Origin of the sequence: Fodinibius sp. Rm-B-1B1-1, assembly GCF_038594945.1 — a bacterium.
GTDB classification, from domain to species: domain Bacteria; phylum Bacteroidota; class Rhodothermia; order Balneolales; family Balneolaceae; genus Fodinibius; species Fodinibius alkaliphilus.
Genome location: NZ_JBCFYD010000002.1, coordinates 1,500,274 through 1,513,857 on the forward strand (window position 1 = coordinate 1,500,274; position 13,584 = coordinate 1,513,857).

The window sequence follows — 13,584 nt, forward strand, 5'->3', positions numbered from 1 at the left end:
TTTAAGTGTTAATTAATTTTCTTGTCCGTAGTAAGCATCATCGCCATGTTTGCGATCCCAGTGCTTTTTGATAAGTGTATCTTTCAGCCGTGGGGCTTCGGGATTTATTTGTCGTGCCAAGTATGCCATTTTTGCCACTTCCTCAAGCACCGCACTGTTATAAACAGCTTTTTCAGCCGTCTGGCCCCATGTAAACGGGGCATGATTCCCAACCAAAATCATCTCTACTTCTTCATACGACAATCCGCGATTGTCCAGTGCATTAATAATTTGATGACCGGTTTGCTCTTCATAATCCCCTTGAATCATCTCATCACTCATCGGTGGTGCACACGGAATATCATCCGTTAAATGGTCGGCATGCGTAGTACCCATAATCGGGATATCTTTTTGTGCCTGAGCCCAGGCCGTACCGTAAGTCGAATGTGTATGGACAATTCCACCAATATTTCCCCAATGTTTATACAAAACGGCATGTGTGTCCGTATCTGAAGAAGGGCGCATTTCTCCCTCCACCACATTACCGTCAAAATCAACAATCACAATATCATCCACATTTAACTCATCGTAAGGCACCCCACTCGGCTTTATCGCAAAAACTTCTCGCTCATGGTCTGCAGCACTGGCATTTCCAAACGTAAAAAGCACCAAACCCAGCTCTGGCAGACGCATATTACTGCGATAGGCAACTTTCTTTAAATCTTGAAATTCACTCATATTCTTAAAACCCTGTTAATTAGTCTTATCTTCGATTCGTTTCTCTATGGCCTCTCCCAGCGATTGGTACTGATGGTACAACCTCTGGTACTGTTCAGTTTTATCGGGATTAGGTTCATAAATTGTTCCAAACCCATTACCCATGACATCCTTGGCTTCGCTTACATCAGAAAATAAATCCGCAGCTGTAGCTGCAAACATAGCCGCACCAGTTGCACAAACTTGATCTGATTTGGCAATTTTAATCGGCATATCAAGTACATTAGCCAGCGTTTGCATTACATATGGAGATTTTTTTGCAACACCGCCCAGGCCAATAATTCCTTCTATAGGGATTCCTTCATCCCGGAACCGCTCGACAATAGCCTTGGCACCAAAACAAGTAGCTTCCACAAGAGCTTTAAAAATTCGTCCGGCATCACTGCCAAGATCCAAGCCCTCAATAGCTCCTTTCAAAAGCTGATTAGCATCGGGCGTACGTCGACCATTAAGCCAATCAAGAGCCACAATACCTGTATCAACTTCTTCGACCTCAGCTGCAGCTTTCGATAACTTTGGAATCAATTTATCTTCTGCTTCATCAATCAATTTCCGTTTCTGATCATCCGAAAGTAAATCAGACTCATCAATTACTTGAGCAAAAGGCTCAAGAATTACATCCCTGAACCAAGCATAAACATCCCCAAACGAGGACTGCCCAGCCTCAAGTCCAACCATACCCGGAATAACTGAACCATCAACTTGTCCACAAATACCCTTTACAAGATTGTCTTGCACATCATCATAGGGAGCAACTAAAATATCACAGGTGGAAGTACCCATTACACGGCTCAAGTAGTAAGGTTCAATTTCTCCGCCAACAGCACCCATATGTGCATCAAATGCTCCCACCGAAACAACAACATCTTCCGACAAACCAAGCTTTTGGGCCCATTTTTTTGATAGTGTTCCCGCCGGCTGATCCGAGGTGAAGGTATCGGTAAACAGTCGGTCTCGAAGATCAGCAAGCTCAGGATCTAACGTAGACAGATATTCTTTGCTCGGCAATCCATCAAATTCTTCATGCCACATTGCCTTGTGTCCGGCAGCACAACGGCTTCTTTTCATCTGATGCACATCGTCCCCTCCAGTAAGCTCATAGGGAACCCAGTCGCAAAGCTCTACCCAAGAATAGGCCGCATCACGAATCTGCTGATCGTTACGGATAGTGTGTAGAATCTTAGCCCAAAACCATTCTGAAGAATAAATACCGCCCACATATTTTGTGTAATCAGGTCCATCCCACGAACGAGCTAAATCGGTAATTTCTTCGGCTTCTTTAACCGCTGTATGATCTTTCCACAGGATAAACATTGCATTGGGATTCTCTGCATATTCATCCTTAAACGCCAGCGGCGTACCAGTTTTATCTACTGCAACCGGCGTAGATCCAGTCGTATCAACGGCAATACCTTTAACATTGGCTGCAATTTCATCATCAACATTTTGTAATACGTTGGATAGTGTATTCTCCAATCCTTCAAGGTAATCAAGTGGATGGTGACGAAACTGATTTTCAGTAGGCTGACAATACTTCTTATCTTTCCAGCGCGAATACTGATGCACAGATTCTGAAAGCTTATTTCCTTCGGTATCAACCAACACTGAACGTACCGAATCTGTACCGTAGTCAATACCAATTACACAATTGTTTTGAGCACTCATTCTATTATATTTCTTTTTAATTACTTCAAAAATGCTTGGATTAAGAGACCAATAACATTATTAATTGTAAAAAAAACACTTTAAAATTTTAGGCCTAATAATCCACATAGTTTATCAGAATTCAAATTTTTGTTACAATTTTATGGGCTTAAAGGTAAGGCTATCTCCCTTTTCAACTTTCTCTTCATATTTGTCCTCATTGAACTTGTAGAGATAAGCTCCCTTCTTAGAATATTTTTTTTGTTTTTCATCCGTTTTGGTCAAAATATTCATAGATAAAATACGTCTGCGAAAGTTCCGTTTATCGAGCTCTGTTTCATAAATGCCCTCGTATAATATCTGCAGCTCGGGCATCGTAAATTTCTCGGGAAGTAGTTCAAAGCCAACCGGTTCGTGAGAAGCCCGGTATTTAAGGCGCGACTTGGCAGCTTCAACCATTTGATTGTGATCAAAAATGAGGTCAGGCAAATCGTCAATCGGGAACCAGCGAGCACTGTATTTGTCCATCAATTCCTTATCGTGTTGATGGATATTGATTAGCGCGTAGTAAGCAATGGAGACGGTTCGTTCAACGGGGTCACGGTCTACTTCACCAAATCCATAAAGTTGTTCGAGATACACATTTTCAAGCCCTGTTAGTTTATGGAGGATACGGTCGGCAGCCTCATCAAGACTTTCCTCCCGGTTTAAGAACCCGCCCATAAGCGACCACTTTCCCTTTTCTGGCTCAAAATCCCTCTTGATCAGTAACAGCTTTAACCCATTGCGATCAAAGCCAAAAATAATACAATCGAGTGCTACAAGTATTCGGTCGTGATCTTTATAATAATTTTCCATGGTAAAACGCTTAATTGTAGCGCTGCAGGCGTATTCCTGCAACGCCTTGCTACTCTTATTTTTACTGAATGCGTAAGACGATAACAGATTTTGAGGGAATCTGCAACGTCAACTCGCCTCCTTTGAGCTCGTAATCGGTATAACTTTGCGGTGATACGTTATCGGGATTATCAAAGGTATTAATAGCATCCACAGCATCGCCCGTAAGAATACGAGCATCATTTACCGATGATAAATCTGCACCCCGAATATCAGCTGTTACTTCTTGTGTTTCGGATGCATGTAAATTTGAAACGGTAAGGTTTACTGTTCCATCATCACTTTTTGAAGCGGTAGCGCTAACGGCTGGAATATTTTCCCCCTTATATTCATAAGTACCGGCATCTAAATGCAGCGGTAAAAGCTTAGTATTATGATGCACTGTGTAAAAATCAAATACATGGTAGGTTGGGGTTTTAATCATCTGTTTCCCTTCGGTAAGAATCATCGCCTGTAACACATTTACAGTCTGTGCTATATTTGCAATACGAACGCGATCGCTGTGCTTATTAAGGATATCAAGTGTCGTTGAAGCTACCAATGCATCACGAATAGAATTCTGTTGCTGTAAAAATCCGGGATTACTACCTTCAATAGGATCGGTCCAAACACCCCATTCATCAACAGCCAGGGTAATACGCTTTTCGGGATCATATTTATCCATACGATTGGAGTGCTGCTTTACATATTTATCCATAACAAGTCCCTCTTTGAGGGTAGAAAAATACATGTCTTCACCAAAGTCTTTTGAGGGACCTTTTTTCTGCCAATTACCGGTTGGCAAGGTATAATAATGCAGCGAAATCGCATCCATTTGGTTGCCGGCCTCCTCTACAACTGTTTCGGTCCATTGATACCTATCATCAGAAAAACCACTGGCAATTTTAAAGAGTTCATTGCCGCTATAATTTTTGGCAAAGGTTGCGTATCGGCGATACAAATCTGCATAATAATCGGCCTGCATATTTCCACCGCAGCCCCAACTTTCGTTACCAATACCCCAGAATTTCACTTCCCAGGCTTCGTCCTGACCATTTTCGCGCCGCAAATTGGCAAGGGTGCTATTGCCATCGTAAGTCATATATTCAATCCAGTTAGCCATCTCTTTGGGCGTTCCACTTCCCACGTTCGCCGAGATATACGGTTCCGTATCAATCAATTCGGTCAGACGCATAAATTCGTGTGTTCCTACCTGGTTCTTTTCTTCTACCATTCCCCAGTGTGTATTAATGCGAACGGGGCGCTCATCACGCGGACCTATGCCATCTCTCCAGTGGTACTCATCGGCAAAACAACCACCCGGCCATCGTACGTTGGGAACCTCTAACTCTTTCAATGCTTGAATGACATCATTGCGAAAACCATCGGTATTAGGAATATCAGAATTCTCCCCCACCCAGAGTCCGCCATATACGCCGGTTCCCAAGTGCTCAGAAAACTGCCCATAAATATGTTCACTGATGGTGCTTTGCGGCTGATCGGCCGTAATAACCATACTATTCTGTGCTGTAGCTGCAAAACAACCCAGCAATAAAACCATTAACGGCGTCAATATTATTTTCTTCATACGAAATGATTGTTTTAAAAATGACATAACTATTATGATTTAAAGAATTATCGAGTTAAAAACTGGTACACGGTTGTTGTTTGATATGTTTCCCCGGGTTCCAAAATCGTAGATGGGAAATCAGACTCATTAGGAGCGTTAGGAAAATGTTGCGTTTCCAAGCAGAGTGCGCCATGTTTCACATATGGCGTACCGTTGGGTCCCTCCATGCTTCCATCCAAAAAATTACCGGAGTAAAACTGTAGGCCGGGCTCTTCGGTAAATACTTTCATCTCACGACCACTTTCATCATGATAAAGCGTTGCTGCATGGAATAGCGAATCACTTTCTGTACGATTTAACACCCAATTATGATCATATCCCCCATCCACATCATCAATACGATCACCAATTCCATTGGGCTCCGTAAAGTCAAAAGGTGTATCTTCCACTTCAGCAAGTTCCCCCGTTGGTATCAACTCCTCATTTACTGGGGTATAGCGATCAGCAGCTAACATCAGTTCATGATCCAGAATGGGACTGTCGGGCTGACCACTCAAATTAAAATAGCTGTGATTGGTCAGATTTACCGGTGTGGCCTTGTCGGTAGTAGCTTTGTACGCAATTTTTAGTTCATTGTCATTGGTAAGCGAATAAACTACGGTCACATCCAAGTTGCCGGGATATCCCTCTTCCCCATCTTCACTCAGATAGTTCAACGTTAATGAGCCATCATCCTGCATTTTGGCATTCCACAGCTTTTGATCAAATCCTTCATCACCGCCATGTAAATGATTGTCACCATCATTTGTAGCAAGCTCATAGTCGGTGTCGTCAATGGAAAAAGTACCTTCGGCAATACGATTGCCATAACGCCCGATTATTGCCCCCAAATAATCTCCATTGGGGATATATTTATCCAGCGATTCAAATCCCAGTACAACATTCTCGAAGTTACCATCTGCATCAGGAGTTTGTATTGAGGTCACAATACCCCCGTAATTTATAATTTTAACTTCCATCCCATTGGCATTCGACAACGTATATTCCGTTACCTCCCGCTCATCTTCAAGAGTGCCAAAGGGTTCTTCTTCAATACTGATTTCCTGCGTTTCAGTCGCTTGCTGTGTACATCCTATAACTAATATCAACAAAAAACTACACGACACCACTACAGATGCAACAGATGACAGATTTTGTAAATCCTTGAATAATGAGATCATTTTTATCCTACTTTATTTTAATTACTGTTTTTAAAGACGGTATTATCTTGCTCAAAAAGCATCACAAACCCTCCATTTCCATTCATTACTACATTTATTGTTTCAGAAGGCATAGTTTCATCACGGCTAATGTCGTATAATTCCTCACCATCTTTAAAGATTGTTCCATGTAACTGACTCGGAATAAATGACAAATCAAAGGATATTTCTTTGGAATTTTTCTCTCCATTAATCCCTACTACAAACCAGCGGTCACCGGCCCTGCGTGCTATTACTACATGCTTGCCGGGAAATCCATCTACAAACTGCATTTCATCCCACGCCACAGGAATCCGCTTTATAAATTCCCGTACATCCTCCGAAACTTCTTCCATCCCACGTGCCGTCTCGGCGTAATGCTGAATCCCGGAAGTAAACAGCACCGGCAAAGCCAGCTCGTGGGCAGTAGTCGTTTTCCGCTTAACATTATGTAATTCAGTCAGACTCATGGGCGTATAATCCATGGGACTAAACACATTCCGTGTAAACGGCAACATCGTATTGTGATTAGCAGCTTTATCAGCATTTTGCTGCTCAAAAGTGATAAATTCAAATCCTTTGACCGATTCCATGGTCATAAGATTGGGCCACGTACGGTGCCAACCACGCGGCAACGTTGTGCCATGCGTATTAACAAGAAGATTGTGATCGGCGGCATCCTTAAAAATATCCAAGTAATACTGTATCATTGATTGCCCGTCGCCGGCAAAAAAGTCTACTTTTATTCCTGCAATACCCATTTCTTGTAATTTGCTAAATTCCTCGACTCGGTCTTCATGGGTCAACAGCTGACTTTTAGGCGTATAATCTGTTGAATTCCAGCTGCCCGACGAATTGTACCAAAGAAAAAGCTCAACATCTTTAGAGTCCGCATAGTCAGCAAGCTCCGCCATGCGATCGTAGCCAATCGTCGAATCCCATGCGACATCAACAAGCGTGTATTTCCAGCCCATCTCGGCAGCATAGTCGATAAACCGTTTTTGATCTTCGTAATTCACCGAGGGATCTTTGAGCTTTGCCCAGCTCCACGAAGCGCTGCCCGGCTCAATCCACGAGGTATTTTCCAGTTGCGACTCTGCTGCCAAATCGGTCCCCAGTGTTGATTCCGTAATCGTTTTCAGGTCACCGACCGTAATAATACGCCACGGGGTTGGCCACGGCAAATTGGACTTTGGATCGAGCGCCTTGCCCGGAAACTGCTCTCCCTCCTGTGGAAAGCCGATTTGATAATTGCCATTTGGAGCTTCCTGCTGTAAACGCGTGGCAGGATAGTTGCCATCCATTCCTGCTTCGGAAATCAATAGCCATGTTTCCCCCGATTTAAACAATGCCGGATACGCCCATCCCGCACTGTCGGGAGCAGAAGTACCAACTTTGACATCCTGCAGATAATGCTCTTCGTACGAGGGATTCGTCTCAGCGAAACCGGTATTTACATTGGCCAACGGCTCGAGCCATGCCCGACTGTCTTCCGGTACATTAAAGGACGTGTGTTCCTCAGTAATAAAATGAGTTTGGTCACTTTCATTGGGAAAATGATACCGGAATCCTACGCCGTCATTTGAAACCCGAAAAGTGATGTCCAACGGAGCCCCCGATTTATGCCGCAGATGATATGTTTGTTCTGTTGCTGTATAGCTAATTTCGGTTTGCTTGCCGTGCTGCAGCGAATACTGATCCTCAATTTTTTCCGGACCGGATACCGATTCCAACATCATATTCCGGGAAAAATCAATATCATCGCGGGTTAAACCCAGTTGAGATTGCTCCAACACAATAGAATCCTGATACGAAATTGAGTACGTTGGCTGGGTATCATCCATCAGTTCAAAATGAAGTTCAATGCTTCCCTCCGGACTCTCAACATTGTGACCATCATTTTCACATGCCACAAATAGGAAAACAAGAACGGGCATTATCGATAGCCTAATGATATGTGCGTGTGTTTTTATGATCAAAACTATCTTCTATTTATTCTCCTGTCTTTTTTCCCCAGACCGAACGCCCCGTGGACGTAAGGCCGGTGTACGTTATCGTGGTTGATCGAGGCGATATTTCCCAGTCCCAGGCATTATCTACGATCAGTTCCATATCATTTACCGTCAGCGTCTGGGACTCTTCATCATACGACCATGTGCCATCTAATGCTCCTCCGAGCGTATTATCCTCGTTAAATTCAACGCGATATGAGGTTTGCATGGTCTGGTATTCATATTCGAGCGTAACTTCTTCCCAGTTTCCTATAATATCTTCTTTGGTAATTTCCGTTTCGGGAACATCCGCATACCGCTCAGGAGCTACCACCGGCCAGCCGTCATCGGTCCAGTAAATTTCACGCACATGCCCCATCATCACTGCATTCGAAGCGTTAATGCCAGATATATCCGGAGGCAATCGTCCTTGCGAAGAATAAAACCATTCCCCGGAATCCGGATCTTGAAAAATAGAAGGATGAGAAATACCTACCCACCCGTGATGTCCATCAAATTTATAGGGGTGCGTCACCACAGGCCAATCCTCAGCCCCATTTGTTACGTTATTACCATCAATGCCGTAATATGGACCAGTAATATTTTCAGAGCGAACCACACGTGTGTTATATGCCACCGACAATTCATCATAAGCCAAAAATAGGTAGTAATAGCCAGTCTCTTCATTATAAATGATTTCTGGAGCCTCAAGGGGTTGCCATCGGGAATTTCCACGTCCCGCTATTTTTGTACCATAATCTTCCAGATCAGTTAGCTCGTACGGCTTACCTGTTTCCGGATCGAGTTCAACTGCTGCGATGCCCGAATGCCAGGAACCATAGATCAACCAGTGCTCTCCTTCGGGCGTAGTAACATAGGATGGATCAATGGCATTGAATTTAAAATAAGCGCTCCAGTCATTGCCCCCATCCCGGTCATAGGTTTCTTCGCCATCGGCAACAGAATGAATCACCATTCCCTTGTCCTCCCAATTATTAGAAGAAAGATCATCCGATTCGGCCAGCCCAATAAATGCCCGCTCAGTCCACGATGTATTTGGATCATCTCCTTCAATGGGATTATCAATAATTACGCTGTAATACATTCGATAGGTTCCATTCACTTTTGTGATATGGGGAGCCCAAAATCCATAATTTGGATTTTCTATTGGGGGTAAATCCATCTCAGCACGAATACTATTCAATGAATCCTTAACCCAAGATTGTACCTCAGAAAACGCAGCTCCCCGGTACTCCCAATTCACCAAGTCCTTTGACCGGCGATAAGGATAATTCCCATGTCCCTGGTGTACGTTGCCATAAGAGGCATTCGTCTGATACATGTAAAAAAAATCTCCGTCTTTTACTACCGTTGGGTCATGAACATTTTCCAGATCCCATTCACCGCGATCCGACCAATCCGACCGGGAAGTGTAGTCATCAGAATACATCGGACCATCAAACGTTTCGGTCTCCTCATCGGAATCTTCATCATCACCATCATCATCTACACCAGTGGAATTATCGCTGCAGCTCACAAGAAGCACCAGCGAGCAAAATCCGATAAGTATAAATTTCAGGTAATTCATGTTTATGTTGGATTTATTTATCCGTCCGACTGCAAATTCTTCGGCGGATGGCATTACTTCCTTTGTGCCCATGGATAAATCCGTGGGCTAAGCACTTTTTATATAGAAGCTCACTTAAGTGAGTTTAGGATTCCTCTTAGCCTGATGATTCTATCTTCAGGCGTTAGAGCACACCCTATTCTGACGTTATTTTCCCTTTGATCATCGTATACGAATGAGCTGGGAAGGTATAATTGATCGTTTCTCCATTAGCTTGGATAGAGGACTTTTGCACCGCCTCAACCCGGGTATTATCAAAATCATTTTCTGCTTTAATGTCTGGACCATTTACCTCATGAACCTCAAATTCTCCATCAAAAATACCCTGCTGGGAGATGATATCAGTGTTAATAGCTTCATCTTTATGGCGGTTAACCACATTAATTACTACTTCACCATCATCAGTATACGTTGCTGAAACATCCAAATAAGGCACATCTTTTTCCTTAGTCGGAGAATAACCCGCCCCACTGTTAAAGATCTCCGTATCATAGGTATCGGAATCCACATACACATCTAATGCCGTGCCATGCGCATTATTAGCAAACAGTTTCATGGGGTGATAGATCGTCTGCAGGAACATGTCGTCTTCTTTGGTAAAAATAGGTGCAATGACATTCACAAGTTGTGCCATATTCGCCATTTTTACGATATCGGCGTTACGGATGAATCCGTTAAGAAATCCCGCTACTACCAGTGCGTCTTCAAGATTATAACGCTCTTCCAAGGCAGTATAACCTGTCCCCCCTTCTCCGCCACGAGCACGGTACCAGACGTTCCACTCGTCCCAGGCGATATAAATCTGTTCATCTTCTCCGCGCTCGGGATCCTGCATTACTTCTTCAATCATCCCCCGTACAATCTGTGTGCGCTGCTCCATCACACGTGGACTGGCCATAAAATCGTAGTAGTTATCGTCTTCGTTACCCACATAAATGTGCAGCGAAATGTAATCGATATAATCTTTGAGCTCTTGGATAACCGTTCGATTCCATTCATCGGGATCGGCATCTTCGCCGTAATAATTTGATGATCCCGCTGCTACAATCTTGATGCTCGGGTCAGTCCACGACATCAACTTGGCCGCTTCGCGCGCTTTCTTGCTGTAATCTTCTGCATTTAAATGACCCATCTGCCAGTGTCCATCCATCTCATTGCCCAGACTCCAATACTTAATATTATGGGGCTCTTCATAACCATGATCAGCACGTAGATCAGCATAATAAGGTCCTTTTTCAAGATTCCGCTTGTCGGTTTCATCGGGACCTGCCTCAATATTAGTGTATTCTACCCAGCGACGTGCTTCTTCAATAGTCCCGGTTCCCAGATTCACGGCAAAATACGGCTCTGTGCCTACCTTCTCGGCAAACTCCATAAATTCATTGGTCCCAAAAGTGTTGGGATCCTGGACGTCCCAAGCTAAATCCATGCGTGTGGGACGATCTTCTTTGGGTCCTACCCCATCTTGCCAGTGATAATTGGAAACAAAATTTCCGCCGGGATATCGAAGCAACGTCACATTCATATCTTTAACCGCTTTTATAACATCCGTTCGAAAACCATCCTCGTCGGCCAACGGCGAATCGGGATCATATATCCCCCCATAAATATGACGCCCCAAGTGCTCAGTAAAGTTTCCATACAGGTGCTCGTGCACTTCACCAATCGTACGATCGATATCAATTTTAATACGTGCATCCTGAGCTTGGGTTGGTATAGCTATTATAACCAATAATAAAGCAACTCCTGCCGCCATTATCTTCTGAAGGTTCTTCATAGTTATATTCGATGTCGAGTTAATATTAATTGCGTTGGTAGAATCAGATCAGGCTATCTCACTATCTGATATCTTATTCGTAACCAACCACTTAGTTATTTTTGTGATTCAAACCCCAGTAAACGGTATAGTGCTCATGGTTTACCTGGTAGAACGGAGCAAGTGTAATACCACTTGCTTCACCAACATTTTGCAGCTCAAACTGCAGTGGTTTCTGCGAGGATTTCATCCAGCTCTCCGTCTTATCATTTTCGGGCTCTAATCCCGGGACATCCACAGTGGGTAAGTCAAAATATTCGTATTGCTCGCTGCCGGCATATTGTCCCTGAATGGGTACTTCCTCTCCTACAATGCCTGCCAGTAAAATGGGCCCATGCATAAAAGCAATCTTGCTGTCATCACCACTAAGTGGCTCTGTTCTTGTTTTCATTGGCAACTGCACTTCAATTTTATCGCCATCTTTCCAGGTTCTTTCAATTGCGATATAGTTGCTCGGCTGTTGAGAAACTTCAACTTTTTCCCCATTCACAAAAATGGTAAATCCGTCACCGGCCCAACTTGGCCGTCGAACCTTCATTACAAACTTGTGGGGACTCTCAGTACTAACCGTAAATGTACTTTTCTCTGATTCTGGAAATGCGGTTTCCTGACGGAGCGAAATTCCCTGCTCTTGCCAATTGAGCTCAGAAGGAATAAACAAATTCACGTATAACTCGTCCTCACCATGCATATAAATATAGCGGCCGTATTTGGTATGATTTTCCATTCCGCTGCCCACACAGCACCAGAACGAATCGAATGGCTTGCTGAAGGTCTTATAGGTTCCCGGCTCCATCGAAATATAATAGGCGAACATGCCTGTTTGCGAATCTTGTGAAGCTAAAATGTGATTATATAATGCTCGCTCATAATAGTCAGCGTAAGCGGCATCAGCTTCCCACTGCGATAGATGCCGGGTAAGTTTTAACATATTATAGGTGTTGCACGTCTCGGAACTGGATCGGCTTAACTCTTCTGATATAATTCCACCTTTGGGACCAAAATGCTCACCATCGCTGTTGCCACCATTGGCATAAGTACGTCCATTGACTACCGTTTGCCAGAAAAAAGTAGATAGCTCCCGCATCTCTTCATTTCCTGAGACCTCATAGTTCCGCGCCGCTCCTATAATTTTGGGGATCTGGGTATTAGCATGTAATCCTTCGAGTTGATCTTCATTCTCAGCTAACGGATCTTCAATAGCTTCATGGGTAAATCGATCAGACAATTCTAAATACCTTTGATCACCTGTTATAGCATACAAGTCAGCCATTACTTCTTTCATGCCGCCGTGCTCAGTCTGTAGCATTTCTTGGAATTGCTCTTCCGAAAGATCATCCGCCCACTCAACCGTCCAGTCTGATAATTTAATCAGTATATCCAGGGCCTGCTCATTTTCAGCATGTCGATGGGCATCGCGTAACCCTGCAAACAGCTTGTGCAGGTTATACCATGGTACCCAGCTTCCATTTAATGCAAAAGACTCAGCTTCGATATCGCCCGACCGAACCTCGTTTATAATTTCTTCGCCGTTAGGTACGCCACCTATGTAGCCAGTTTTGTTGGCTTTCTGGGCACGTTTCAATTCACTAACCACGTAATTTAATCGCTCTCCAAATGCCTGTTTACCCGTCGAGGCATAAATCATGGAAAGTGCAGACAGGTAATGGCCCAGCGAATGACCGTCGAGCCCTTCTCCTATTTCTCCTTGGGCTTCCCAACCGCCATAACTTTCTCCTTTCGGATCCAAACCAGCCTCTTCCAAATACGGAGCCAGCAGGCGATCGGCTTCCAGTCTCAAAAGATATTTACCATCGAGTTCCATGGCTTTTTTAAATGGACTATCGAGTAGTTCTACCTCACTGAGTGCAAACATATTTAGCTTGATCGCTGATGAGGTATGATCTTGGGCATGTAATGATAGCCCCAATCCCGATATTAGTATCAGAATTATCAGCAATGCACCTTTTGATAGATTTGAATATGAAACCTTTATATTACTCATAATTTCATGCTATTAAACATAATACTGATACTACTCAGTACGCTCACCTTTACAATTTTGG

At 43.6% G+C, this 13,584-nt stretch carries 9 protein-coding genes; all 9 read right to left on the bottom strand.

What is annotated here, in order from left to right:
- Nucleotides 1–12 precede the first annotated feature (12 nt).
- The 9 genes from AAFH98_RS13815 to AAFH98_RS13855 all read right to left on the bottom strand — a co-directional run bounded on the left by AAFH98_RS13815 (nucleotide 13) and on the right by AAFH98_RS13855 (nucleotide 13,523).
- Complete coding sequence (locus AAFH98_RS13815; RefSeq protein WP_342523362.1) at nucleotides 13–717, bottom strand: L-ribulose-5-phosphate 4-epimerase; 705 nt, start codon at nucleotides 715–717, stop codon at nucleotides 13–15.
- A gap of 15 nt (nucleotides 718–732) precedes the next feature.
- On the bottom strand, nucleotides 733–2,421 hold the full coding sequence (locus AAFH98_RS13820) for a ribulokinase (RefSeq protein ID WP_342523363.1): 1,689 nt from the start codon (nucleotides 2,419–2,421) through the stop codon (nucleotides 733–735).
- A 132-nt stretch (nucleotides 2,422–2,553) separates the two neighbouring features.
- Entirely contained in the window at nucleotides 2,554–3,258 is a 705-nt protein-coding gene (locus AAFH98_RS13825; RefSeq protein ID WP_342523364.1) for an NUDIX hydrolase, read from the bottom strand.
- A gap of 61 nt (nucleotides 3,259–3,319) precedes the next feature.
- Nucleotides 3,320–4,864: an alpha-N-arabinofuranosidase gene (locus tag AAFH98_RS13830; protein WP_342523365.1), complete on the bottom strand. Its 1,545-nt coding sequence runs from the start codon at nucleotides 4,862–4,864 to the stop codon at nucleotides 3,320–3,322.
- 47 nt (nucleotides 4,865–4,911) lie between these two features.
- Nucleotides 4,912–6,066 carry an aldose epimerase family protein gene (locus AAFH98_RS13835; protein ID WP_342523366.1) on the bottom strand — a complete coding sequence of 385 codons (1,155 nt, stop codon included), beginning with the start codon at nucleotides 6,064–6,066 and terminating at the stop codon, nucleotides 4,912–4,914.
- 17 nt (nucleotides 6,067–6,083) lie between these two features.
- Nucleotides 6,084–8,021 carry a glycoside hydrolase family 97 protein gene (locus AAFH98_RS13840; protein ID WP_342523367.1) on the bottom strand — a complete coding sequence of 646 codons (1,938 nt, stop codon included), beginning with the start codon at nucleotides 8,019–8,021 and terminating at the stop codon, nucleotides 6,084–6,086.
- Nucleotides 8,022–8,076: 55 nt separating this feature from the next.
- Nucleotides 8,077–9,735: an arabinan endo-1,5-alpha-L-arabinosidase gene (locus tag AAFH98_RS13845; protein WP_342523368.1), complete on the bottom strand. Its 1,659-nt coding sequence runs from the start codon at nucleotides 9,733–9,735 to the stop codon at nucleotides 8,077–8,079.
- A gap of 103 nt (nucleotides 9,736–9,838) precedes the next feature.
- Entirely contained in the window at nucleotides 9,839–11,479 is a 1,641-nt protein-coding gene (locus tag AAFH98_RS13850; protein ID WP_342523369.1) for an alpha-N-arabinofuranosidase, read from the bottom strand.
- Between the two features lie 91 nt (nucleotides 11,480–11,570).
- Nucleotides 11,571–13,523, bottom strand: a complete 1,953-nt coding sequence (locus tag AAFH98_RS13855; protein ID WP_342523370.1) for a glycoside hydrolase family 127 protein — start codon at nucleotides 13,521–13,523, stop codon at nucleotides 11,571–11,573.
- Nucleotides 13,524–13,584 lie beyond the last annotated feature (61 nt).